This is a genomic window from Paenibacillus sp. FSL E2-8871 (assembly GCF_038000345.1).
Lineage (GTDB): Bacteria > Bacillota > Bacilli > Paenibacillales > Paenibacillaceae > Paenibacillus_AQ.
Genome location: NZ_JBBOBV010000001.1, coordinates 928436 through 954873 on the forward strand (window position 1 = coordinate 928436; position 26438 = coordinate 954873).

The following is a 26438-nucleotide window of genomic DNA, read 5'->3' on the forward strand; positions in this document are numbered from 1 at the left end:
ACAGCGTCTTACTTATGAACGATAAATCGACGGTAAGGACTGAAACATTATGAAAGACAACACGAAGCTTTTCAGAAATAATATGAGGAGCCAGTCTTCTATACAATCTGTAGGCGGCAGGCGTTATGTGCCAGGAATTGATGGTCTAAGGGCTTTATCAGTACTCGCTGTAATCGCATATCATTTGAATCTGAATTGGGCTGAGGGTGGACTTCTCGGCGTTGGAATATTTTTTGTAATCTCCGGATATCTCATTACTGACCAAATCATTAGCCAGTGGGAGCGGCACCGAAGGCTGAACCTTGTAGACTTTTGGGTTCGTAGGGCGCGGAGGCTGTTACCTGCGATGGCCGTTATGCTTTTTGTGGTTGCCATATGGCTTTTAATTATAGAACCATCAAGATTGTTTGGGCTCAAGGGTGACTTTACGTCTTCCTTATTTTATTTCAATAACTGGTGGCTAATATTTCATAATGTTTCCTATTTTGAAAGCTTTGGCCCACCATCTCCTATCGGACATTTATGGTCGCTTTCTATTGAAGGACAGTTTTATATTCTATGGCCAATAGTTCTCATCATCGTGATGAAAATCGCTCGTCGGCGAGGTAAGCTTATTGCATGGATTATGGCTTGCGCAGCAGTCTCGGCTTTAGCCATGGCATTGATCTACGTACCGGGGACAGACCCAAGTAGAGTATATTATGGAACGGATACCCGCTTATTTGCGCTTCTCATTGGAGCAGCACTTGCAGTTGCTTGGCCAAGTCAGAAACTTAATGATAACGTCTCAGAACCGGCTCGGCGTGTGCTTGATATTGTAGGGGGATTAGGACTCATTCTATTGTTGGTACTTTTTAATCAGGTTAATGAGTTCGATGATTTACTTTACCGTGGTGGGTTTTTAGTGATTTCTTTGATTGCAGCTGTAGTTATTGCCGTTCTAGCTCATCCTGCTAGCCGTCTGGGATCGATCGTAGGCTGTAAACCTTTGCGTTGGATCGGGCTGCGATCATATAGCTTGTACATATGGCATTTTCCAGTCATTATCCTTAGCAGTCCGAATGTGAGTACTGAAGAAAGCAGCATGCTTCGGATCATCATTCAGGTAGCAGTAAGTTTTCTTCTAGCAGCATTGTCATATAAGTATGTGGAGGAGCCCATTCGTCGAGGTTCATTTAAAGAAACTTGGAAGAACATCAGTGTAAAACGAAGGGGTGGTCTTCGTCCAGGCTTCTTAATGGCTATTATTGCTGTGATTCTTATCCCAATCGCATGCAAAGGTTATTTGTTAAACGCTGGATCGGATACGTCTGCGATCGAATTGGCAGATTTGCAGTATGAACAACAACAACTGCAACAGCAAGAACAACGACTGCAGCAGCAAGAACAACAAGATATGGGAAGAAAGAATGATCCCGCAGATCATAAAGCGATAGACGAAAATATAACTGATAAACCATCAATACCAGCCTTGGCAACAGCTACAACTGAACCTGAAGTGAAAAAAGCTGATACTAAGGTGGGAACTACAAATACAGAAATAGCAAAGCCTGAATCAGAAGTGAAAAAATCTGTTCCTGAAGAAAAGAAACCTGTGGCTGAGAAGAGTCAAGCTGGAACGGATGTTACGGCCATTGGAGATTCTGTCATTTTGGATGCAGCACCATACCTTTCAGAGGAATTACCTGGCATTGTCATCGAGGGAAAGATCGGTCGGCAGATGGCTAAAGCTCAGGAGGTAGTGGATCAGCTTAAAGCTCAAGGCCGGCTGGGTAAAAAGGTTATAATCGAGCTTGGGACTAACGGATCCTTTAGTTCAAAGCAATTACGTAATTTACTGGATTCATTAAGTGATGCTGAGCAGATTTTTTTGGTCAATACACGGGTTCCAAGAAAATGGGAGAATAATGTGAATCACAATATTTCAAAAGTTTCCAGTGAATATAGTAATACGACCGTAGTAGACTGGTACTCTGCAAGTGAAGGAAAAGACGATTATTTCTACCAAGATGGTGTGCATCTTAAACCAGAGGGCTCCAAGTGTTACGCCTCACTTCTTGCGAAAGCCTTGGAAAGTAAGTAAGAATTAATTGAATCTCCAAACTTTTTGATATTATATTTTAATAGACCGGCAAGAGAGTTCTCTCTTTGCCGGTCTTTTTTTTTCGTAAACGAATGATCATTGAAGAGCTAATTAATTCCTAGTCGTAGATAAAATGCTCCACCACAGCCACAGTCGTAGTTATGTCTGGATCAGAATTATCGATCACTTTCACATTAGAACTTGGAAGCGGCCACTTCACACTGCGGTTTCCAAATGATTTGCGAAATTCATCCCAATGCTGGAACTTCCATTCATCTAATGGTGATTGTCGATCGTGAATTCGTGTCCGATACAATTCCTCATTGGCTAGTTCGACCAAGACAACTTTAACCTCAACATCTTGCAGCGAACGTCCGATTCGAGATAACTCACTGCTGATCCAGTCAGGGTTGGCAGCTTCTTTAGTAAATGGCCCAACCACAAATGCATCTACATTCAGGCCTATATTGTCTAGCGCTGCATCCATCGTAATCCGGTAGCCCAAATCACGGCATAATCTTTTGTAATCGGCAGAGTCTCTGTCTGCCGGGTCCAATCCGTGAAAGGTCATAATGGCGTCAGCTGCTGGACGTAATAGAATATCCATATCAAAGAAGGGTACTTTACGCCGGGAAGCGATCGCTTTAGCTAATGTCGTTTTTCCTGCCCCAGCTGGCCCCAGAAAAAATACAAGTTTGTTCATCATTGTCTCTCCTTAGAACCTCAATTCATTGCTACAGTCTATCTCTAAATATTATCATATAAAAGAAGATGAGTGATCGCCAGCGTAAAATCCTCATTTACCGTAGGTTTTGAGAACCTGAGATATTTCGCGTTACGGTCCATAATATGATATTTTTTTGCTTCTCCATTGAGTTTTTGTGTAATCCTGCTTATAATATAGCGAGAAAAATAAGAAAAAGGTGTCCATAAATGAGCATATTAAATGTAGAAGGATTAAGTCATGGTTTTGGAGATCGTGCGATCTTCAAGGATGTTTCATTCCGTCTTCTAAAAGGCGAGCATATCGGATTATTCGGCGCTAACGGCGAAGGTAAATCCACTTTTATGAATATTGTTACAGGAAAGCTTCAACCGGATGAAGGTAAGGTCGAATGGTCCAAACGGGTGCGTGTTGGCTACCTCGATCAGCATGCAGTGTTGACCAAAGGCATGACCATTCAAGATGTACTCAGAGGCGCTTTTCAATACCTCTTTGATCTTGAGCAAGAGATGAATGATATGTACGGCAGAATGGGTGACGTGTCGCCTGAAGAGTTGGAAAAGCTGCTTGAAGAAGTTGGTACGATCCAAGATACGCTTACAAATCAAGATTTCTACATGATCGATGCGAAGATACAAGAAACCGCGCGCGGTCTAGGCATCACAGATATTGGATTGGATCGTGACGTAGCTGATCTTAGTGGTGGTCAGCGTACCAAAATCCTGCTTGCGAAGCTGTTGCTTGAAAAACCAGATATTCTGCTCCTAGATGAGCCTACTAACTATCTGGATGAGCAGCATATTGAATGGCTGAGACGTTATCTTCAAGAGTATGATAATGCATTTATTCTGATCTCACATGATATGCCTTTCTTGAACAGCGTTATCAACCTGATCTACCATATGGAAAATCAAAAGCTGACCCGTTATGTGGGTGATTATGAGCAATTCCAACAGGTCTACGAAATGAGAAAACAACAGCTTGAATCTGCTTATAACCGTCAGAAACAAGAAATTGCAGAGCTGAAAGACTTCGTTGCACGTAACAAAGCCAGCGTAGCTACCCGTAACATGGCAATGTCCAGACAGAAGAAGCTCGACAAGATGGAAATCATCGAGATTGCAAAAGAGAAGCCAAAACCACAGTTTAACTTTAAAGAAGGTAAAACTGCGGGCAAGATGATTTTCGAAGCAAAAGAATTGGTTATCGGATATGATACACCGTTGTCCAGACCGCTTAATTTGTTAATGGAGCGTGGACAAAAGATCGCGTTGGTCGGTGCGAACGGGATCGGTAAAACCACCTTGCTTCGAAGCATCTTAGGCGAAATCCAAGCATTGTCCGGTTCGGTAGAACGTGGATACCATCAAGAGATTGGATACTTTGAGCAAGAAATGAAAGAAGGCAATTACAAGACTTGTATCGAGGAGATCTGGGATACATTCCCATCCCTGTCACAATTCGAAGTACGTGCTGCCCTTGCCAAATGTGGACTGACCACGAAACATATCGAAAGTAAGATTGCTGTTCTAAGTGGTGGAGAAAAAGCTAAAGTGCGTCTATGTAAACTCATTAACAGTGAGACCAACATTCTCGTATTAGATGAGCCGACGAACCACTTGGATATCGATGCCAAAGATGAACTGAAACGTGCGCTGAAAGCATATAAGGGAAGCATTCTCATGATCTCTCACGAACCAGATTTTTATCAAGACATTGTCACCGATATCTGGAATTGCGAAGATTGGACAACAAAAGTATTCTAAATAAGCAAATCTTTATTGAACAAGCCTATGAGGTGTTAACGAATCAGTTACGCTTTATAGGCTTTTTTATGGATAGTGGGGAGGGTCTATGTGTTAGAGAATAAAATGGATCAGCTTAACATCAGTGTTCAAAGAATTTTTGGAGAACAAGAAATAGAAATAGTCGATTTCACATGTGAGGATTTAGATTATAAAACACCTAACTTTACAACAGCGGGTATCTTTTCTATTCATGGTCTGGCAATAGTTAATCACGAGCAGCTTCCATGGTCAATCATATTAAAAATCATCAAGTCTGATAGTGTAGAAAAAGAGGATCCAGCACATCACAATTACTGGCGACGAGAAGCCCTAGTCTTTGAATCTAAGATTCTGGATGAGCTTCCTAGCTCAATCCAAGCTCCTAAGTGTTATCTTGTTGAAGAACAAGTAGATGGTACCGTATGGTTATGGATGGAACGAATAGACGGGGAATATGCACATACGAAGGAGCAGTTTGATATTATCGCTGAACGGTTAGGCCGATTTAATGGAGCTTATCTTTCAGGAAAGAACACTCCTAATAACCAATGGATATGTAGAAGCTGGCTTAGATCATGGACTACCGCAAGTAAAATGTATGCACCTAACCCTGAAGAATATATTCATCAATTACATAGAGACAATGACCGAAGCCTTTGGGCTTGGTTCCAAGACTTCACGAAGCAGATAGACAGTAACTTGAATGCTCTCCATCGCTTGCCGCGAGTATTAGCCCATCAGGACCTCAGTCAAAGGAATATGCTGTTAACTCAAAACGGAGAGTTAGTCTTGATAGACTGGCAATTTATGAGCATATCAGGTTTAGGTGAAGATCTTGGTAAAATGTTTGGCGTAAATATGAGTCTTGGTGTGATTCCCATCCATCGTTACGAGGAATTCAAAGAGTCTTTATTCCATTCGTATATCAAAGGATTAAAGGCTAGTGGATGGCAGGGGGACGAATCCCTTGCAAGATATGGTTATTGTTTAAGCACTTCTTTACGTAGTGTCTGGGAAGTCCCACAATACTTTTCTCTGAATGCTCAGCTACAATCTGACCTGTTAAACGCTAATCTTCAGGAGCGGGTTAATCGGCTAGAGCAAATCATTATTATTCATCAAAAAATGACGCTAGAAGCAGAGACATTGAAATTATGGATAACATAGTTCTTAATTCTCATTAGATATGAAAAGGGAGCCCCTATTACAGGAGCTCCTTTTTGCTACACCTCAATAATGATGGGGAGAATCATTGGACGTCGTTTCGTTTTTTCGTACAGGAATCTACTTAGGGTCTCCTTGATGGTCTGCTTGATGATATTCCACTCGCCTAGGTCAGCCTCACTCATCTTTTGAAGGGTAGAGGTTACAAGCTTGTTGATCTCCTCCATTAAAGTTTCTGAGTTACGGACATAGATGAATCCTCTGGATACGGTATCCGGATCGTTTAATAAACGTCCATCTTCTTGGCTTAATGTAATCACTGTAATCAAAATACCGTCTGCTGATAGCTGGCGACGATCGCGAAGAACGACATTCCCAATATCTCCAATCCCAAGGCCATCCACTAGGGTTTGTCCGGCTGCCACTCGGCCAGATTGGCGGACGACACCTGATGATGACTCGACGATATCTCCATTTTTTAGAATAAAGATATTATTGGGGTTAACACCAACTGCCTCGGCTAACAAGCTGTGATGATGTAGCATACGGTATTCACCATGAATCGGTATGAAATATTCAGGTTTCATCAAGGTTAACATTAACTTAAGCTCTTCTTGGCTTGCATGCCCAGATACATGAAGCTCGCTGCGTGATCCATAGATGACTTTAGCGCCAAGCACGTATAAATTATCGACGATTCTAGATACATTGCGTTCATTCCCGGGAATGGGATTAGCTGCTATCAGAACGGTGTCTCCTGCCTGGATTTCCATCTGCCTATGACTTGCGTTAGCCAGTCGCGATAACGCAGCCATGGGCTCTCCTTGACTGCCTGTACATAATACAGTTACTTGCTCTGGAGGGAGTTTGGCAGCTTCTGTAGGCTCGATCAGCATGTTATCTGGAATGCTCAAGTACCCGAGTTCCTGGGCTACTCGAACAACATTAACCATACTTCTGCCAAGTAAGGTTAATCTACGATCGGTTAAACGAGCAGCTTCAATGATCTGTTGTAGACGGTGTATATTTGAAGCAAAGGTAGAGATAAAAATTCTACGGTTAGCTTTCATGAATGCTTCTTCTATATGAGCGCCAACGAGTTTTTCAGAGGGGGTGAAGCCTGGGCGTTCTGCATTGGTACTCTCTGAGAGCAGGAACTTTACACCATTCTTCCCAATGTCAGCCATTTTATGTATATCGGGATACTGCTTATTAACAGGGGTCATGTCAAATTTGAAATCCCCTGTATGAACAACGGTCCCTTCTGGGGTATCGAATACAACACCAAGGCAATCCGGAATACTATGATTGGTATTAAAGAACGTTGTAGTAATCGCTCCTAGCTGTAAAGTAGACTCAGAATCAATGACATGAAGCTTGGTCTGACGTAATATTCCGTGTTCCCTCAGTTTATTTTCAATTAGACCTAAGGTTAACCGAGATGCGTAGATCGGAAGATTTAATTGTTTGAGTAGATACGGAATTCCTCCAATATGATCCTCATGTCCATGTGTAACTACTAATGCTCGAATCTTATCAAGATTGCTTAATAAATACGTAACATCAGGAATAATGAGGTCAATCCCCAGTAGACTTTCGTCCGGAAATTTAGAACCGCAATCAATGACAATAATATCATCAGCATATTGCAGGAAATACATATTCTTACCAATTTCATTCACACCGCCTAATGCTGCAATCCAGAGCTGCTTAGCTGCCACTTTCATTAAAGTCCCTCCTTTTCTAAATTAACCTATATTATGTATGAAATCCCTTATAATTATCCTTTCATTGAGGTGGTACAATAGTATAACAATAGATTGATATTCAAAAGTTAGGAGACAGATTGATCATGAACATCAGAAGAATACATAAGAACGATAATCGTGCGATTGAACAGATTATTAGGAGCTGTCTGATTGAGTTTGGCGGGAATAGGGCAGGGCTTGCGTGGGAAGATGACAGCCTGCATCATTTATATGAGTATTACAATCAAAGCGATAATCAGGCCTATTGGGTTGTAGAAGAAGATGGAAATATATTGGGCGGGTGTGGCATTGCGCCTTTCGGCAATGAGGGCGACATATGTGAGTTGCAAAAAATGTACTTATCTCAGTCTGTTAGAGGTAGAGGGATATCTTCCGAACTCTTAAATACGGCTCTGGATTTTGCCAAGCTATATTACAACAAATGTTATTTGGAGACATTACAGAACATGCATGCGGCTAACCGTTTTTATATAAAAAACGGCTTCGAACTTTTAGATGCCCCATTAGCTGGCTCAGAGCATTTCGCATGTGATGCTTGGTATATTAAAGAGTTAATTTAATTATGGTTTAGTAAGCCTGGATTAGCAGGCTTATTTTTTATTTGACAATAAAACCGTCCAGACGGTATAGTGAATATCAGGGGTGATCAATGTGAACAGTAATTCTAAACGTAAAACTATTTTATTGGCGGCTTCCACAGTTGTTAAAAATAATGGAGTAGAGAAGCTTACGCTTGAAGCTGTGGCTAAAGAAGCCGGGGTCAGTAAGGGCGGGCTACTGCACCATTTTCCAAATAAAGAAGCTTTGATCATAGGGATGGTCGAAGATCTAACGAACCATTTTTTTACCAATGTACAAGATAGAGCAATGAGCGAAACGGTTGAAAAAGGGAAGTGGAGTCGTGCTATTACTAAAGCCATGGATGATGATATTAAAGAGGGCAAAGAGATTGGTACCGCGCTTCTTGCTGCGCTTTTCACAAATCCAGATATTCTTAACAAATTTCAAAGTCAATATGCAACGTGGCAACAAAACATAGAGAACGATGGCATTGATCCTGTACGCTCCACTATCATTAGGTTGGCAGCAGATGGGTTATGGTATTCCGAAATGTTCGGATTAGGTGTGTTAGATGATGAATTACGCACGAAAGTCATTCAAGAATTGATAAATATGACGAAGTAAGGAGAGGTTATCTTTGAATTCATATATATTACTTGCAACAGCGATCATCTGTGAGGTATTTGGCAGTTCAATGCTAAAAGTGTCTAACGGGTTTAAAAGGGTATTCCCATCCATTGGCGTGATCCTTGGTATGGGCTTAGCATTTTATAGTCTTTCTTTAGCGTTAAAAACAATTCCATTAGGTACAGCTTATGCGATTTGGTCAGGGGTAGGCACAGCTTTGACAGCTATAATTGGCGTAGTTATTTATAAGGAGAATTTTAATCGTAAGAAATTACTAGGTCTTCTACTTATCATTGGTGGTGTAATCATTATGAAGCTCTCAGGTGGGGCTCATTAGAATTTGGAGGCTGCAGCATGAAAAGAAATGTAGGATATATTGCTCTAAGTATAGCAATTGCTAGCGAAGTCGTAGGGACTACTATGTTGAAAATGTCAGAAGGATTCACGCAATTACTACCTTCTATAGGGGTTATTATTGGTTTTATTATTGCTTTTTATAGTTTATCCATAAGCCTTAGAGAATTACCGTTAAGCTTAGCTTATGCGATTTGGTCGGGTGTAGGTACTGTTCTAACTGCAATTGTGGGTATTGTCGTGTGGGGAGATCCATTTGGTATTCTTACTTTTGCCGGAATAGTATTAATAGTAGGAGGAGTGGTATTATTAAACTCTCCTGCCAAAGGTGAAGACAAAGTACGGGCCTGATAAATCAGGCTCTTTTTTTATTTTTAAACGGATGTCATAGATTCCATAAATCGCATAGTTTCGCGATAATGGTATCACTTACCTTTTCCGTAGAATTACATCTTATAGTTTGAGCTACTATTTATCTATAATGAGTGTGTCTGAAAGTGAAGGGAGGGTGTGGTTCTTTTTAATGTGCTCTGGATGATCTCTATTGAAAACGCTACCATTTGAGCACTCTGATAGGTTCGTGAATTTTTGAGAATCTAACATATTTAAGGAGGATTAAAATTAAAATGCGTAACAAGTATGTTGTATGGTCGCTGGTAGTATCCATGCTGATTTCAAGTTTATTCTTGGCTGCGGGCCCACTTAATTTTGTTTCAGCCTCCGGAGGACCAAACCTGACACTCGGCAAAAATGTAACTGCGAGCGGTCAATCACAAACTTATAGTCCTGAAAATGTTAAAGACAGTAATCAAAGCACGTATTGGGAAAGTACGAATAATGCATTCCCGCAATGGATTCAAGTCGATTTAGGTGCAAATACGAATATTGATCAAATCGTTCTAAAGCTCCCTTCTGGTTGGGAGACGCGGACGCAAACATTGGCTGTTCAAGGGAGCACAAACGGTTCGACATTCACGAATATTGTAGGTTCTGCAAATTATGAATTCAATCCATCAGTGGCAGGGAACAGTGTTACCATCGACTTTGCCTCAACCAGTACGCGTTATGTTCGTCTGAATGTAACGAGCAACACAGGTTGGCCGGCAGCTCAGCTCTCTGAATTCGAGATTTACGGCGCTAGTGGCCCTATTCCTACTCCAACTCCATCGCCTTCCGGCACTTATGAAGCTGAATCTGCTTCACTGTCTGGAGGAGCTAAAGTGAACACGGATCATGCCGGTTACTCCGGCGCGGGCTTCGTGGATGGATATTTGACACAAGGTGCAACAACGACATTCACGGTTAACGTGCCAGCAGCAGGTAGTCGTGAGGTGACATTGAAATACGCCAATGCAAGTGGCAGTGCAAAGACAATAAGTGTCTACGTCAATGGTGCTAAAATTGGCCAGACCTCATTATCTAACTTACCAAATTGGGATTCATGGAGCACTAAAGTAGAAGTTCTTAATCTAAATGCGGGTAACAACACCATCGCATATAAATATGATGCTGGTGATTCTGGCAATGTTAACCTTGACCAAATCACTGTAGCGTCGACAACAATAACCCCTACCTCAACACCAACGCCAACGGTCACACCTACACCAACGCCAACTCCTACACCTACACCAACACCAACACCAACAGCAACACCGACGGTAACACCAACCCCAACGCCAACACCGACGGTCACCCCAACACCTGCACCGGGTAGCAATATTGCTGTCGGCAAGACGATTACCGCTTCTTCCAGTACACAAACGTTCGTAGCAACAAATGCGAACGATAATGACACAAGCACGTACTGGGAAGGTGGCAGCAATCCAAGTTCGCTCACCCTCGACTTAGGGGCGAACCACAACATTACGTCAATCGTTTTGAAGCTGAATCCAGCCTCTGCATGGAGTACTCGCACACAAACGATTCAGGTGCTCGGTCACAATCAAGACACGACTACCTTCGGTAATTTGGTATCGGCTCAATCGTATACGTTTAATCCAGCTTCGGGCAACACAGTAACCATCCCGGTTACGGCAACGGTTAAACGTCTGCAGTTGAATATCACTTCGAACTCTGGTGCCCCTGCTGGGCAAATCGCGGAGTTTCAAGTATTCGGTACACCAGGGGCGAACCCTGATCTAATGATAACGGGTATGTCCTGGTCACCTACTACTCCTGTCGAGACAAGTGCAATTACATTAAATGCAGTTGTTAAGAACAACGGTAATGCTAGCTCCGCAGCAACCACTGTCAACTTTTACTTAAACAATGAGCTCGTTGGATCTGCTCCAGTAGGTTTATTAACTGCAGGCGCATCAACAACAGCCTCAATGACATTAAACGCTGGGGCCAAAACCGCTGCGACCTATGCTCTCAGCGCTAAAGTAGATGAGAACAATGTGATTTTCGAGCAGAACGAAGGGAATAACAGCTATACGAACGGGGCATCTCTTGTTATCGCTCCAGTCTCCAGCTCTGACTTAGTTGGTGTGACTACATGGACACCAAGTAATCCTGTGGCTAATAGTACAGTAGCTTTTACCGTAAATCTCAAGAATCAAGGAACCATTGCTTCTGCAAGCGGTTCTCATGGTGTTACTGTAGCTCTTAAAAACTCAGCGGGTACCACGATTCAAGCATTTAATGGATCCTATTCCGGGACCCTTGCTGCTGGAGCTTCCGTTAACGTCACGATTCCAGGGACATGGACAGCAGTCAACGGTAATTACACTGTAACCACTACTGTTGAAGTGGATGCTAATGAGGTAACAGCGAAGCAATCAAACAATATAAGCACAACTAATCTGGTGGTCTATGCTTTACGTGGTGCAAGCATGCCTTATAGTCGGTACGATACCGAAGATGCTACTCTCGGTGGTGGTGCTACGATGAAATCAGCACCTACGTTTGATCAAGCACTAATTGCTTCAGAAGCATCTGGTCAGCGTTATGTAGCGCTTCCTTCAAACGGCTCGAACGTGGGATGGACAGTCAGACAAGGACAAGGCGGCGCGGGTGTAACTATGAGATTTACTATGCCTGACTCTTCGGATGGTATGGGACTGAATGGTTCACTTGACGTGTATGTGAATGGAGTAAAAGTCAAAACGGTATCGTTGACATCCTACTACAGCTGGCAGTATTTTTCGGGGGATATGCCTGGTGATACTCCTAGTGCTGGGCGTCCGCTCTTCCGATTTGACGAAGTCCACTGGAAATTGGATACTCCTCTCCAGCCTGGAGATATCATCCGTATTCAGAAGAACAATGGAGATAGCTTGGAATATGGTGTTGATTTCCTCGAAATCGAACCCGTTCCTACTGCAGTCGCTCGTCCGGCGAACTCCGTGTCAGTGACAGATTATGGTGCTGTAGCAAATGATGGTCAGGATGACCTTGCAGCTTTTAAAGCAACGGTGAATGCAGCTGTTGCAGGTGGTAAGAGCATGTATATTCCTGCCGGAACATTTAATCTTAGCAGCATGTGGGAAATTGGCTCTGCCAGCAATATGATTAACAACTTTACGGTGACGGGTGCTGGAATCTGGCATACGAACCTCCAGTTTACTAATCCTAATGCGGCGGGAGGCGGTATTTCACTCCGTATTAGCGGCAAGCTAGATTTTAGTAATGTTTACATGAATTCGAATTTGCGATCCCGTTATGGACAAAATGCAATTTATAAAGGATTTATGGATAACTTTGGTACTAATTCAATTATCCATGATGTCTGGGTAGAACATTTTGAATGTGGCATGTGGGTAGGCGACTATGCTCATACACCTGCTATTTATGCCAGTGGGCTTGTGGTTGAAAACAGCCGGATTCGGAACAATCTTGCCGATGGTATCAACTACTCCCAAGGCACTAGCAATTCGATTGTTCGAAACACCAACGTAAGAAATAACGGTGACGATGGTCTTGCAGTATGGACTAGTAACACCAATGGTGCTCCGGCGGGTGTAAATAACACATTCTCCTACAACACGATTGAGAATAACTGGCGTGCTGCAGCCATAGCATTCTTTGGAGGCGGCGGTCATAAGGCAGATCACAACTACATCATCGACACTGTAGGTGGTTCTGGTATTCGTATGAACACCGTTTTCCCTGGTTACCATTTCCAGAATAATGCGGGCATTGTTTTCTCAGATACTACGATTATCACAAGTGGTACCAGTAAAGATCTGTATGGTGGAGAACGTGGAGCCATCGATTTAGAGGCATCGAATGATGCCATCAAGAACGTCACCTTTACCAACATCGATATCATCAATACACAACGCGATGCAATCCAGTTCGGTTATGGTGGTGGATTTGAGAATATCGTGTTTAACAACATCAATATTAATGGTACTGGGCTTGATGGTATTACTACTTCACGTTTCTCTGGGCCACATCAGGGTTCGGCAATCTATACTTACACAGGCAATGGTTCAGCAACGTTTAACAACCTGACGACTACGAATATCGCTAACCCCAACCTGAATTATATTCAGAGCGGTTTTAATCTGACGATTCATTAAGCGATAGTGTGAGGGAGGAGTTCTTCGGAACTTTTCCCTTTTTTTATATTGTGGATAGTGAAAATTTAAAACTTCGGAGAAGGATATTGACTTGATGAGCAAGAAATAAATGGTAGGATATAGTATTTATCTCATAAGAAATAAATTTTTAGGAATGTGTCGATTTCATCATCTTCCGTTCGTCGTTTAAATAGAAGTCCGGATATCAGACGTTAAAGCGAAGGAGAGATGAAATGCATTTAGTAACTTCAATGGACGGAACTAAGATTGCCTATGACAAAATGGGTCAAGGGCCAGCACTTATATTAGTGACAGGTGCATTTAGTTACCGAAAATTCCCAAGTCAGGTACAGCTAGCTGATCTGTTGTCTGAGAATTTCACAGTCTTCAATTACGATCGACGAGGTCGTGGCGATAGCGGAGACACTCAGCCATACGCAATAGCTCGTGAGATCGAAGATCTGCAGGCTATAATTAATGCGGCCGGAGGATCGGCATATGTCTGGGGATTGTCTTCTGGAGCAGTTCTTGCTCTACAGGCAGCAGCGGATGGAGCAAATATTACAAAATTAGCTCTGCATGAGCCTCCATTTGTTGTCGATGCTTCGGATCCTAAACCGCCTCTAGATTTCGTAATGAATGTTACTGAGCTTATTGCTACAAATCGCCGATCTGAGGCAATTAAGTATTTTATGACTAAAGGTATGGGAGCACCTGCGTTTGTTGTTAAATTGATGCGCTTAATGCCAAGTGTATGGTCTAACCTAATGGCTGTAGCGCACACTCTTCCCTATGATGCTGTTTTATTGGATGGGTATATGGACGGAAAGCCGCTTCCTGCCACCTTGTGGAGCACAGTTACCATTCCAACGCTGGTCCTCGAAGGTACGGAGAGTCCTGTTGGCTTACGGCATGGTGCTCAGGCAATAGCTAAAGTACTACCTAATGCGAAACTATTAAGTAAAAAGGGGCTCGGTCATACGAAGAAACTCAATACAAGGATCATTTCAACTGAGCTTACTGCATTCTTTATGGGAAATTAAAAATAGGAGGGATACACCTATGAGATTTATGATGATTGTTAAAGCTACCACAGATTCAGAGGCGGGAATTATGCCTAGTCAAGAACTGATTGATGCTATGCAGAAGTATAATGAGGAATTGGTGAAAGCAGGTGTGTTGCTGGCTGGCGATGGATTGCAACCGAGTTCCAGTGGTATTCGAATTTCATATCCGGAAGCTGGCGGCAAACCGAAAGTTATGGATGGTCCGTTTACAGAAGCTAAAGAAATGATCGCTGGATATACGCTGATTGAGGTCAAATCAAGAGAAGAAGCCATTGAATGGGCTTTACGTATGCCGGACCCTCATGGATTTGGCCAAGGAGAGATTGAGTTAAGGCAGGTATTCGAGCCGGAGGAATTAATGGACGATCCCCAAACATTGGCGAAAGAAGCAGCACTTCGTAAACAGGTTGAGGAGCAGAAGCAAACGTGAGTTTCTCCCATACGCATCGAACAATTGATACAATATGGCGAATGGAATCGGCAAAAATCATTGCGGGTTTAACGCGCATGGTACGGGACGTAGGTCTTGCAGAAGATCTTGCTCAGGACGCATTAGTAATTGCCCTTAATCGATGGCCAGAGACGGGGATTCCAGATCATCCAGGTGCTTGGCTGATGACCACCGCGAAACGGCGTGCGATTGATCTTATTCGCAGGACCAAGCTTCGAGATCAGAAATACGTAGAGGTTGCACATAGCATGGATTTATACACTGAGGTAGATATAGATGATGCGTTAGATGAGGAGATCAGTGACGATCTCCTTCGTCTGATCTTTATGACCTGTCATCCTCTGTTGTCACAAGATGCCAGAGTAGCCCTGACCCTTCGACTGTTATGTGGATTGACGACAGATGAAATCGCACGTTCTTTTCTAGTCGCCGAATCAACGATTGCTCAGCGAATTGTTCGGGCGAAGAGAACCCTAAGTGCTAACAAGGTTCCTTTTGAGGTACCCGTTCAAGAAGAGCTTAAAGACCGTTTGTCTACGGTGCTTGAAGTCCTTTACCTTATGTTTAATGAAGGATATTCTGCAACCTCTGGAGTGGATTGGATCCGTCCGCTGTTATGCCAGGAGGCACTGAGGTTAGGACGGGTACTAGCTGAGATTGCCCCTTATGAACCTGAGGTTCATGGACTGGTCGCCCTTATGGAGATTCAATCCTCGCGTTTTAGGACGAGGGTTAATAGCAAAGGGGAGCCTATTCTACTTATGGATCAAAACCGGACACAGTGGGATCAATTACTGATCCGCCGTGGCCTGACTGCATTAGAGCGTAGCCGAAAGCTTGGACGTCCGCCCGGACCTTACTCGCTTCAGGCTGCGATTTCTGCTTGTCATGCACAGGCGTCTACTGCAGCAGAGACAGACTGGATCCGTATTTCTGCACTGTACGAAGCGCTCTCGAGAGTCATGCCTTCGCCGATCGTCGAATTAAACCGAGCGGTCGCCATATCCATGGCGTTTGGCCCAACCTTTGGACTGCAAATTGTGGATGAGCTGAATACTGAACCATCCATGAGGGATTATCATCTGCTGCCCAGCGTTCGTGGTGATCTTCTGCTGAAGCTGGGTCGATATGATGAGGCGCGTACAGAGTTTGAACGTGCCGCATCCTTAACCGAGAATGAACGTGAAAGGATTCTTTTGCTGAATCGGGCGGCAGCGTGTAACTTAGGAACATCGTAGTTAATTCTATATTATTTTAAACCGGTACGTACATAAAGGAGAGATAAAATATGAATCAAGAAGTCATCGATTTTATTGAAGCATTAAAAGAACCATGGCAGGTGGAGTTATCTACTAATCTTCGTGAGGTTGTTCACCAAGCAATCCCAGATGTACAGGAACGAATTCAGTATAAGAAGCCTCATTTTTTGAAAAATGGTAAGTACGCAGCAGCTATCTCAACTTCAAAAGATGCGGTAAGCTTTGTTATTTTTAATACGAATGAGCTTGAGTTTCCAGAAGGAATGTTCGAGGGCCCTCCGGAGAGAAAAACACTGAAACTACGAAAAGGGGATACAGTGGATACGGCTCAATTAGTGGCTTGGGTCAGCCAATCCTCAGCTTCCCTTTAATTGCAAGATTCATGATGTAGGACGGTATCTCAAAGTCATTTGACTTCATGGGATATCGTCTTTTTTGGACGAATTTGGCTCCATCAATACATAATCATTCAATAAATTGTGAAAAATACATCAAGAGCTAGCAATGAAGGGAATGAAACCCATGAAGATATTAAAACAAACTTGTTTGCTACTGCTTACGGTCCTTGCACTTAGTGCATGCTCAAGACCAGTAGCAGATAAATCCCAGCTACCACCTCCAACGGTTGTGCCAAGTGGAGCTGAGGAAAGATTTAGCCTTGAGGAACTTGCCACTTTGATTGGAAAAGAGGATGCTCAAGTTGTCCAAGCTCTCGGCAAAGGCGCACCTAATCGTAATGAAGGTACGAATTCTACTCTTTTATCCCGCGAATATAACGAGAAGATTGTGAATCACAAAGCAAATCTTCAGGTCTCCTATGATCACACTGGAAAAGTGATTGGAGAGACGATTCATTTTGAAGAAGCTACCAAGGAAAAATTAACGCAAGAGATAACGCAACAGCTTGGAGAGCTTACGACTAAGAGTGAAGGTAGCACAGCAGATATGGAAAAAGAAGGCGAAGGTACAAACTTTCGTAGGGTATGGCGGACGGATAACGCCAAAATTTCTTTAATTGAATCCAATGGAAAGCTGTCTATTTCCATAGATACGAAGTAACATTCGAATAATGTGAGAAAAAAAAGGACAATACCCATTGTAATTAGACAATGGGTATTGTCCTTTTTTGATGAATAATTAAGGCTTAAGTAGAAGAATTATTGTTTGTTGCGGAGCTTAGACGATGAATCTGCTCTTCCAGAACCGCACTTGCTTTGCCAACAAATTGTGTAATAAGTTCAAGCTCTTCATCCGAGTAGGTGGAAGCTAATTTAAGCATCTCGGCATGCAGGGGAAGGTAGGCATTCCCGACCTCATTATTTTCATACAAAGGGACAATAATTACCTTACGACGGTCACTGGGGTCATTTTGTCTGCGGACAAAACCGTTATTTTCAAGTCGATCAATTAATGCCGTAACACTGCCTGTAGCCAGTCCGGTTAGTTTGGACAGTTCACCAGCGGTGATGGGACCTCTTTCATGGAGGATATCTATGGATAGATAATCATTATTATATAACCCAAGTGAAGCTGCCACATTTTGCTGATATAGTATCGTTCGACTTCCTAGGCCCCGCATACGCAAGGTGAAGTCTTCCTGCTGATTTTTCACTTGATTGTGTCGATCTCTTGACAAAAGAGAGCCCTCCTTTTAAAATATTAATATCTTGATCATCGAGATATTAGACTATAAAGATACTCGATGAACGTGCGATTAATTGAATTCATTTTATCGGAATTATTAAAGTTTTGCAAAAGGTAATGCATCAAGAAGTTTAGAGAGAGGCTGGTGTGCGATCTTATAACGATAAGACTAAATTCGAAATTAAGGAAAAGTGGAGGGAACAAAAGAGAATGGTAAAGAACTTGGAGAAGAAAAATAATGTAGGGATTATTATAGCGGCTCTATTGCTGGCCACACTTATGGCATCCATGGATAACACTATATTAGCAACTGCAATGGGAACAATCGTAGGGGATCTTGGCGGTTTTGACAAACTGATGTGGGTGACTTCTGCTTATATGATAGCTGAGATGGCAGGAATGCCGATTTTCGGAAAATTATCGGATATGTATGGCCGCAAGCGTTTCTTTATTTTCGGAATTATTGTATTTATGATCGGATCTGCTTTATGTGGTACCGCAAACTCTATAGTTCAGCTGAGTATTTATCGTGCGATTCAGGGTATTGGTGGAGGGGCACTGGTTCCAATTGCGTTCACCATCATGTTCGATGTGGTTGCTCCGGAAAAACGGGGGAAGATCGGTGGATTATTCGGAGCAGCTTATGGTATATCAAGCATTTTCGGACCTCTTATTGGCGCTTACATAGCGGATTACATTCATTGGTCTTGGGTCTTTTACATCAACTTACCTATAGGTGTTATTGCCTTCTTTTTGATTGCTTTCTTCTACAAAGAGTCTGTCGAGCATTCCAAGGAAAAGATCGATTACCTAGGTGCGTTTACACTTGTAGCTTCCATCCTGTGTCTCATGTTTGCGATTGAGCTGGGTGGAAAAAAATATGCTTGGGACTCTGCTATGATTGTGGGATTATTTTTAGCTTTTGTAGTGTTTATCGTAGGGTTTATTTTTATCGAACGTCGTGCAGAAGAACCCATCATTACTTTCGGCATGTTCAAGAATCGTCTCTATTCTACGAGTAATGTTATGGCTATATTTAGCGGAGCAGCATTCATTACAGCCTCGGTGTACATTCCAATCTACATTCAAGGGGTAATTGGCGGCTCAGCAACGAATTCGGGGCTTGTGCTACTTCCTATGATGGTCGGTTCCGTAATTACTGCTGCGGGCGGCGGATTCTTACTCTCGAAGTTCAATTATCGTACCATCATGATATCGTCATTAGTACTGCTTGTTTTAGGTATCTCTTTGCTAACCACATTAACACCTGATTCTTCAAGGTTCATGGTCACCATCTTCATGTTTCTAGTAGGTCTTGGAATAGGTTCGTCGTTCTCTGTTCTAAGCAATGCAGCGATTCATGGATTTAGTGCAAGACAGCGGGGTTCTGCAAGTTCGACACTTAGTTTTACAAGGGAGCTGGGAATGACACTCGGCATAACAGTATTCGGTATTATCCAAAGTCATGTGTTTTCGAATAAATTAGCATCCATGTTCAGTAGCGGTGGTGCGGCACCTATAGGGGTGAATTTAAGCGATCCAAGTACTATTTTGACCCCGGATACTCGTGAGAAAATCCCTACTGAAGTTCTTGATAAGATTACAGAGGGATTATCCTCATCACTTGTTCACACTTTTGCTTGGGCAATTATTCCGTCTGTTATCGCTCTACTGGCTGCATTTGTGATGAGTAAGGAAAAGTTTGATCCAGCTTCTGAATTGGGAGAGTATACGGCTTCGCATTAAAGGATGGTTGCTTTGTAATATTAACGAATGCACTAGTGAAATGTTACATTTAAACAGATTGAGCCCTCTATTCATAGGTGCTCAGTCTATTTTTTTAAATAATGATTTACATTATATTCCTATTGTAATATTATCAAATTTGACGATTGTAAAATTAGATAATAATGGAATTAGTTAAAGATAGGAGGATTTTTTGTGTCAATTGTAGGTATTTTAGGAGTGGTTCACGATGATGAACTTAGGCAAAAATATCATTTTTCATTAGAGTTCATAAAGGATTTAATTTTAGAGTTTAATCCAGATATTATTTGTGGAGAAGTCCTTCCTAGTAGTTGGGAACATTATAAGAAGGACAGTAATTACCGTGGATATTGGGGAGAACCTGCAAGTGAATATTGGGATCTCATTTTTCCTTTGTGTAAAGAAGAGAATTATGAATTTGTCCCTATTGATTGGGTTGAATTGGATGTTTGGACAGATTTTGATCCTTTTAATAGCTATAAAGAAGATCAGAGAAAAGAATTGGAATTTGAGTTAGAGCAATGGTTTCAAAGACAGCTTTCAACAGTGGATTCAAGTGCAATTCCCTTTAATTCATTAGAATATGACACTATTACGAGACAGAAGTATGAATGGTTAGAACGAATCAATCCGCAAGCACATCAGTTCAGATGGTTGTGTAGACATCTTATAATGATTCAGCGAATCAAAAACGCCATAAAAGGCCACTCAGAGAAAAAAATCTTGTGTATTGTAGGTGCAGACCATAATCATTCGTTATATGAAGGACTAATTACAGAGAAGGACATACAACTTGTATATCCTCTATCTCGGATTACTCAAGCTTGAGCAATATTGTAGCGTGAATGCAAATACCAAATAAGTTCTCTACGGCTGCTGACATTTGCTTTGCTAAAAATGGACTTTAAATGATCCTGGACGGTGTATGCAGAAATATGCAGTGCAGAAGCCAATTCTTTAGTGGATAATCCTCGAATTACACCTTGTAATAGCTGCAGCTCACGTTCCGTCAAACCATACGCTTCAGCAATGATGGGGAGCATGTCAGCAGGACGCGCGGGTTCGAATGAAATGGCAATTTGGTTCTGACCGTTGGAAGCCTTAAGACGACTTGCTCGAACGACTAAATAGGGCCCCTCAGTCATACGAATGCATGCTTTCGCTATCCCCATAGATTCGGAAGGGCTGTTTAACGCTTGCGTGCTTACAGCACGGATTGGACGAGGCAGAACATGAACATCGATCATTTCCAATGATCGGAGTTTGCCTAACCAGCGATCCGCTGTGGGATTGGAGGAAAGAAGAGCCAAGTCATCAGATAGTACTGCAATCCCGGAACCATAATGATCCTCAAGCCAAGTCTCATCTCTCTCCGGAAGCTCAAGACTGAAAGCCCGCATTCTTGCTGCAATCAGAGGGATGAGCGAGGTGATCCAATCACATTCCTCTTGTAAGAATTTGGATTGATCTGCATTCCTGTACAGCGTCAAATATCCCCAACAAGATTCGCCAAGAATAAGGACTGCACGTAGTTCATCCCCAAAGCCTGCAGGAGACAAAACCTTTCGAAAGCGTGCACTCCGCTCGGGTTTCTGCTTGGTTGCCTCATATATTGTAGCGACGAGGAGTTTGCTATGAACCATTTGCTCATAGGTGTTAACATCATCTTCACCGTATTCGATCTGGAACAAGTGGGGATGAATGGACTCTACATTGTCTTCAGTAACCGCACCTGTCGAAAGCAATGTCTGTGGATCAACATGAGTACAGCAGGCAGCATCAAAGGGAACTGCTTCACGTAAGAGAGACAGCAAGGAAGTACGGTAGTTGTGAGATGAATCAGTAATCATTCCTAGCTTAATGATTTGTTTCTTTATTAGAATGAATTGTTTATGGGTATTCATTGAGTAGCCCTCTAGTCCTTAATGGATTATATCGAACTCCCACATTTGTGGGATAGTGAACGGAAGCGAAATCCGTATAATTGAGAATGATTCTTAATCAACTCTATTATATAGGATGCGGTGATAAAAATGCAGGAAAAAGAAGATATTGTTGTCGTTGGTGGTTATGGACATGTAGGGCGTACCATATGTGAAATATTAGAGAAGAAGTATTCAGGTAAAGTATTTGCTGCAGGGAGAAGTCTTGAAAAAGCAGAGCGGTTCAGTCAATCTACTCACGGCAGGATCAAGCCGTTACAGTTAGATATTAATAAGCCGATACCTCCACATTTACTAGATCAAGTGAAGCTAATCATTATGTGTTTGGATCAAACGAATACGGATTTTGTAAAAGCCTGCTTTCGTAGCGGTACGTATTATGTGGATGTATCAGCGAGTGGTCCGTTTTTATCTCAAATTGAGGCGTTATACGAAGAGGCTGCACGACATGGATCTAGTGCCGTTCTTAGTGTAGGGCTTGCACCCGGCATAACCAATCTAATGGCTCTTGAAGCGGAAAGACTGATAGAACAGACGGAGGAAATCGAAATCGCGATTATGCTCGGACTTGGTGATTCTCATGGTAAGGCGGCGATCGAATGGACAGTGAATAGTTTAGGAGAAAAGTTTGAAGTTAAGCAGAAGAATTGTCAGGTAGAGGTGGAGAGCTTCACCGATAGAAAGTCATATCACTTTGGTGACGATTTAGGGAGTCGCCATGCCTATCGTTTCCCATTCTCAGATCAACAGACCCTTGCCCGAACGCTCAAAGCATCGTCCATCTCCACACGATTTTGTCTGGACTCAGTTTTCGTTACTAAAGTGCTGGCTATAGCCAAAAAAACAGGAGCCGTTCGTTTGTTAAAGACAAGCTGGGTGAACAAGTGGATGGTTTGTGCTATGGAGCGGCTGCATATTGGGAGCGACCAGTTCGCTATCAAGGTTGAGGCTCGTGGAAGAAATCGAGAGGGGAAGCCATTGCATGCTGATTTAATATTGCAAGGAAAGAATCAATCCATCATCACTGCAAAAGTGACAGCAGCAGTATCAAAGCTCCTCTATGATTCTCCATTTCCAGGCGGCGTTTATCATATCGAGCAGATAACAGATTTAGCATATATACAAAAGGAATTAGGATCGACGCTCTCGCTAAAGATCCAAGTAAAGGAGCATAAGGCAGATTAATCTAAATAGAATAATTTGTGTATAGTTATTTTGAAAGAAGCTTGATTAATCAAGCTTCTTTTTCGTAACCCAAAAGAGTTTTGACCGTATTAACTGATGAACATTTCATTCAGGAAGAAATTCTGTTCTTCCCTAATGGGTCATGTTAACAAAAAGAGAAGTTGAGGTCATCACCTATGAATGAAAAATTTACAGATTACGCCGATACAGGATATTCGATCGCTGAGCAGAAGGCAGCTCAGTATTTTGCATCTCTTCGTGAACAGTTCAAAGAAAGAACTTATGTGTCTACCTTGATTGAAGATTTTCAATTGTGGAAGAAGAACCATATTCATCGCCGTTCATGGTTGTCCTTTTTATCAAGAGGCAAGAGGAAACCTGATTCTCAGGATTATCATAGATATCTAGGATGGCTGAATCAGACCGGTAAATTGGATGATTATTTGGATCGAAGTGTTTCCTATCTTTATATGAGAGATCTGGGGCAAGCTTTGGATTCACCGAATACACAGCTCCGGATTAAGCGTATGGTTGCCGACATTAGAAATCAAATGATTCTTCCAGGCTCCACAAGTTCGGAGGATCAGTCAGATTTCATGAATTTCACCGGGATTTACCGTTGGGCTCAGAAGGAAGGCGTTGAAACGGCCACGATTTGGGTGATAGACAAACTTAAGCGGGTGTCAGCACATCTTCCGAAGGAAATGAATCCCGAGCAAGCGCAGCGTAAATTAATCAAGATCATTATTGGGGTGATTCTCCATGTGATGGAAGAGATGGATGATGACGTACCACCTGTGGAGCGATCTAAGAGGATTGGTGAAGCCATTAGACTTGGTTATTCATATGGCCTAACTTATCCATTCATTGATGATCTCCTTGATTCCAGTGTCTTAACCGACCAAGAGAAAGAACAGTATTCTCATATGATACGCACTGCGATCCTTAATAGAGTTGTACCGGAATTGGGTGAATGGTCCGGAGAGAACATGCCGTTCATTCGATTTGTACATTCGGAGCTCAAGGAGGCTTTTGAGTATATTAGAGGGTATCAGCGGGAAGAAATGCAGGATGCATTTTTCGAGCAGTCTTTTGTATTTTTCCATTCTCAGGAATTGGATCGTATGAAGGATCTTTCTAACTCTGAATACAGCAATGAAGAGCTTTTCATACCCATCATTTTAAAATCCTCTTCTTCCCGTTTAATTGTCCGATCCGTAATTAGTGCTCCAGCAGATGACGAATTTGATCAACGTACCTTTTTCTATGGGTTATATAATCAACTGGCTGATGATTTTGCGGATATGTTTGACGATATGAAAGCGGGAGCGGTAACCCCCTATACTTATTATTTAAAATACCGTAGTCAACGTACAGATCTGATCAATCCTTTTGAATTATACTGGACGGTCATTTCCCATTTAATACACACTGTGTATCGCTCTGATCCTAAAACCCGTGAAGTAATATTAGATCGCGCCATTAATGGTCTCAAGCGATGTAAAGAACGTGTAGGAAATGAGAAGTATAAAGAGATCATGGAGATTTTTGCTTCTGGTCAACCAGCATTTAATCGGCTTGTCCAGCAGATGGTGCAGAAAGCGGACGATGTGGATTTTTTCGATAAACTGCTTCGGGATCAGTTGCTTTTGAATCTAAAAAACAGCAAAAAGGAAAAAGTGGAATTTCGGGATACGATCCAAAAGGTTCGCGATCAAATCAATAAACAATTGCTGATAGCCAAGCCAGACGGGACGCCAGAAATGAAAGAGTTGCTTATTGATGCGGCTAATTATAGTCTAGCAGGCGACGGCAAGCGGATAAGACCTATATTGACTTGGGTCATGGGTGTTAACGAATATGGTCTAGATGCATCCGCAATTGTGCCGCTTCTGAGATCTTTGGAATATATGCATACCGCTTCTCTAATCTTCGATGATCTTCCATCCCAGGATAATGCTTCAACCCGAAGAGGTCGTGCAACTCTACACGAAATGTATACTAGTTCAACGGCGGAATTAACCGGACTATTTCTGATTCAGAAGTCGATCGAGGAACAGGCGTCACTTCATTCTTTTGATGCAAAAGCGGTGCTAGCCTTGATGCAATATTCAGCCCAAAAAGCAGAAGATACATGTATGGGTCAGGCAATGGATCTGAATTCTAAGGGAAAAGCATTGACGCTAGAGCAATTAAATATGATTTGCTTTTATAAGACCGGAATTGCATTTGAAGCTTCACTAGTGATGCCAGCGATTCTGGCTCAGGTTAAGAAAACTGAAGTTCTGGCTTTGAAAAAATTTGCCTATCATGCGGGGATTGCCTTTCAGATTAAAGATGATTTGCTCGATTTGGAAGGAGATCATCATTTACTAGGTAAGCCGATAGGTCAGGATGTGGAGAATAACAATTCAACGTTTGTATCTATCCTTGGTGCTGACGGCGCAAGAAAAGAGATGTGGGAACACTACTGTCTCGCTATGGAAGCGTTAAAGGAGATCCCTCGTAATATTGCTTTTCTGAAGCATTTATTGAATTACATGATTAATCGAAATCGATAATTGATTCTAAAGTGTTGGCATTATTGCCAGCGCTTTTTTATATTTTTTGCAGATTATTAGTTCTTTTTTTTGTAATTGAATTTTATTGTTTATAATCGAAATTACGTGTATGATGAAGTTGAAAATAGATAAAGGAGGTGTAACTTGTGAAGTTAGGAATTTTCTCAAAAGTATACTTGAACTATGAACTGGAGAGCGCCTTACACAAAATCAAAGCGCAAGGCATGAGTAGCGTTCAATTCAATTTTGCTAATGTAGGACTGGAAAGCTTGCCTAAAGAGATTAGTCAGGAGACCATCCATCAAATCAGAGAAGCAGTAATGAACAGTGGAGTTAGCATTGCTGTGATCTCAGGAACGTTTAATACGTTAGAGCTAAATGAGGAGAAGAAAGTTAAAAATCAGCAGTGTTTTAAAAATGTAGTTGAGGCTGCAGCTGCATTAGCTGTTCCGTATGTTTCGATTTCTACGGGTAGTTTGAACCAAGAAGATTTCTGGAGTTCTCATCCTGACAATCATACAGTGAGGGCATGGTCACTATTGCATGAAAGTCTTGCGTGGATGCTGAAAATTGCAGAAGACAACCAAGTAACGTTAATATTTGAACCTGAACAAGCCAATGTGGTGAGTACGGCAGAAGTTGCTTTGAGACTATTACAAGATCTAGACACACCCTATCTTAAGGTTTTGTATGATGCAGCAAATCTAGTAACCCCACAGGATCATAAGGACCTCTTAGGTAAGATTTCAAAAACGCTAACAGCGCTGAAGGAGCACATTGCCATTGCGCATTGCAAAGATGCTTTTGTAACCGAAGAGAAGATCACTTTTGCACCGGTGGGTAAAGGAAACTTGCCCTTAAAGGAATATCTAAATGAATTAAGTAAGGTTTATGACGGTCCTGTTATTATGCATGGGTTAGCTGAGGGCGATGTAGAACATGCTTTGAATTTCTTTAACTAGAATA

At 42.1% G+C, this 26438-nt stretch carries 22 protein-coding genes; 18 read left to right on the forward strand and 4 right to left on the reverse strand.

Annotated elements, in window-relative coordinates:
• Positions 1 to 127: 127 nt before the first annotated feature.
• Positions 128 to 2083, forward strand: a complete 1956-nt coding sequence (locus NYE25_RS04460; RefSeq protein WP_445667117.1) for an acyltransferase family protein — start codon at positions 128 to 130, stop codon at positions 2081 to 2083.
• A gap of 118 nt (positions 2084 to 2201) precedes the next feature.
• Here NYE25_RS04460 and NYE25_RS04465 read toward each other — a convergent pair whose 3' ends face one another.
• Positions 2202 to 2786, reverse strand: a complete 585-nt coding sequence (locus NYE25_RS04465; protein ID WP_042188032.1) for an AAA family ATPase — start codon at positions 2784 to 2786, stop codon at positions 2202 to 2204.
• A 230-nt stretch (positions 2787 to 3016) separates the two neighbouring features.
• Here NYE25_RS04465 and NYE25_RS04470 point away from each other — a divergent pair, with 230 nt between their 5' ends.
• Positions 3017 to 4573 (forward strand): ABC-F family ATP-binding cassette domain-containing protein, encoded by a 1557-nt coding sequence (locus tag NYE25_RS04470; protein WP_042188035.1) that lies wholly within the window; start codon positions 3017 to 3019, stop codon positions 4571 to 4573.
• 90 nt (positions 4574 to 4663) lie between these two features.
• Entirely contained in the window at positions 4664 to 5761 is a 1098-nt protein-coding gene (locus tag NYE25_RS04475; protein WP_341145218.1) for an aminoglycoside phosphotransferase family protein, read from the forward strand.
• Positions 5762 to 5817: 56 nt separating this feature from the next.
• Here the strand turns inward: NYE25_RS04475 and NYE25_RS04480 are convergent, their stop codons facing one another.
• A complete protein-coding gene (locus NYE25_RS04480) occupies positions 5818 to 7485 on the reverse strand; it encodes a ribonuclease J (protein ID WP_341145219.1) in 1668 nt (555 codons plus the stop codon).
• Between the two features lie 125 nt (positions 7486 to 7610).
• On the opposite strand from NYE25_RS04480, the gene NYE25_RS04485 reads away from it, so the two are divergent.
• From NYE25_RS04485 to NYE25_RS04530, 10 genes are all read left to right on the forward strand, one after another.
• Positions 7611 to 8087, forward strand: a complete 477-nt coding sequence (locus NYE25_RS04485) for a GNAT family N-acetyltransferase (RefSeq protein WP_341145220.1) — start codon at positions 7611 to 7613, stop codon at positions 8085 to 8087.
• Positions 8088 to 8178: 91 nt separating this feature from the next.
• Entirely contained in the window at positions 8179 to 8712 is a 534-nt protein-coding gene (locus tag NYE25_RS04490) for a TetR/AcrR family transcriptional regulator (protein ID WP_052404282.1), read from the forward strand.
• Between the two features lie 13 nt (positions 8713 to 8725).
• Complete coding sequence (locus tag NYE25_RS04495; RefSeq protein WP_341145221.1) at positions 8726 to 9052, forward strand: DMT family transporter; 327 nt, start codon at positions 8726 to 8728, stop codon at positions 9050 to 9052.
• 17 nt (positions 9053 to 9069) lie between these two features.
• A complete protein-coding gene (locus NYE25_RS04500) occupies positions 9070 to 9420 on the forward strand; it encodes a DMT family transporter (RefSeq protein ID WP_042188045.1) in 351 nt (116 codons plus the stop codon).
• Between the two features lie 275 nt (positions 9421 to 9695).
• On the forward strand, positions 9696 to 13595 hold the full coding sequence (locus tag NYE25_RS04505; protein ID WP_341145222.1) for a discoidin domain-containing protein: 3900 nt from the start codon (positions 9696 to 9698) through the stop codon (positions 13593 to 13595).
• A gap of 233 nt (positions 13596 to 13828) precedes the next feature.
• The gene (locus NYE25_RS04510; RefSeq protein WP_341145223.1) at positions 13829 to 14638 is read left to right on the forward strand and encodes an alpha/beta fold hydrolase; all 810 of its coding nucleotides are present in this window, start codon (positions 13829 to 13831) and stop codon (positions 14636 to 14638) included.
• Between the two features lie 19 nt (positions 14639 to 14657).
• On the forward strand, positions 14658 to 15092 hold the full coding sequence (locus NYE25_RS04515; RefSeq protein WP_341145224.1) for a YciI family protein: 435 nt from the start codon (positions 14658 to 14660) through the stop codon (positions 15090 to 15092).
• The gene (locus NYE25_RS04520; RefSeq protein ID WP_341145225.1) at positions 15089 to 16351 is read left to right on the forward strand and encodes an RNA polymerase sigma factor; all 1263 of its coding nucleotides are present in this window, start codon (positions 15089 to 15091) and stop codon (positions 16349 to 16351) included. Before NYE25_RS04515 ends, NYE25_RS04520 begins: the two co-directional genes overlap by 4 nt.
• A 50-nt stretch (positions 16352 to 16401) precedes the next feature.
• Positions 16402 to 16743, forward strand: a complete 342-nt coding sequence (locus NYE25_RS04525; RefSeq protein ID WP_149644475.1) for a DUF1801 domain-containing protein — start codon at positions 16402 to 16404, stop codon at positions 16741 to 16743.
• Between the two features lie 151 nt (positions 16744 to 16894).
• A complete protein-coding gene (locus tag NYE25_RS04530) occupies positions 16895 to 17431 on the forward strand; it encodes a hypothetical protein (protein WP_341145226.1) in 537 nt (178 codons plus the stop codon).
• Between the two features lie 85 nt (positions 17432 to 17516).
• Here the strand turns inward: NYE25_RS04530 and NYE25_RS04535 are convergent, their stop codons facing one another.
• Positions 17517 to 17951, reverse strand: a complete 435-nt coding sequence (locus NYE25_RS04535) for a MarR family winged helix-turn-helix transcriptional regulator (RefSeq protein ID WP_341147681.1) — start codon at positions 17949 to 17951, stop codon at positions 17517 to 17519.
• A 275-nt stretch (positions 17952 to 18226) separates the two neighbouring features.
• Between NYE25_RS04535 and NYE25_RS04540 the strand changes: the two genes are divergently transcribed.
• Both NYE25_RS04540 and NYE25_RS04545 read left to right on the forward strand, forming a co-directional pair.
• Entirely contained in the window at positions 18227 to 19762 is a 1536-nt protein-coding gene (locus NYE25_RS04540) for an MDR family MFS transporter (protein ID WP_341145227.1), read from the forward strand.
• A 195-nt stretch (positions 19763 to 19957) separates the two neighbouring features.
• On the forward strand, positions 19958 to 20611 hold the full coding sequence (locus tag NYE25_RS04545) for a hypothetical protein (protein ID WP_341145228.1): 654 nt from the start codon (positions 19958 to 19960) through the stop codon (positions 20609 to 20611).
• On the opposite strand, the gene NYE25_RS04550 is transcribed toward NYE25_RS04545, so the two are convergent.
• Positions 20602 to 21687, reverse strand: a complete 1086-nt coding sequence (locus NYE25_RS04550) for a helix-turn-helix transcriptional regulator (protein ID WP_341145229.1) — start codon at positions 21685 to 21687, stop codon at positions 20602 to 20604. The genes NYE25_RS04545 and NYE25_RS04550 overlap by 10 nt on opposite strands.
• Before the next feature lie 129 nt (positions 21688 to 21816).
• Between NYE25_RS04550 and NYE25_RS04555 the strand changes: the two genes are divergently transcribed.
• The 3 genes from NYE25_RS04555 to NYE25_RS04565 all read left to right on the forward strand — a co-directional run bounded on the left by NYE25_RS04555 (position 21817) and on the right by NYE25_RS04565 (position 26434).
• Positions 21817 to 22911 (forward strand): saccharopine dehydrogenase family protein, encoded by a 1095-nt coding sequence (locus NYE25_RS04555; protein ID WP_341145230.1) that lies wholly within the window; start codon positions 21817 to 21819, stop codon positions 22909 to 22911.
• 176 nt (positions 22912 to 23087) lie between these two features.
• The gene (locus tag NYE25_RS04560) at positions 23088 to 25472 is read left to right on the forward strand and encodes a polyprenyl synthetase family protein (protein ID WP_341145231.1); all 2385 of its coding nucleotides are present in this window, start codon (positions 23088 to 23090) and stop codon (positions 25470 to 25472) included.
• 146 nt (positions 25473 to 25618) lie between these two features.
• On the forward strand, positions 25619 to 26434 hold the full coding sequence (locus tag NYE25_RS04565) for a sugar phosphate isomerase/epimerase family protein (protein WP_341145232.1): 816 nt from the start codon (positions 25619 to 25621) through the stop codon (positions 26432 to 26434).
• Positions 26435 to 26438: the final 4 nt, after the last annotated feature.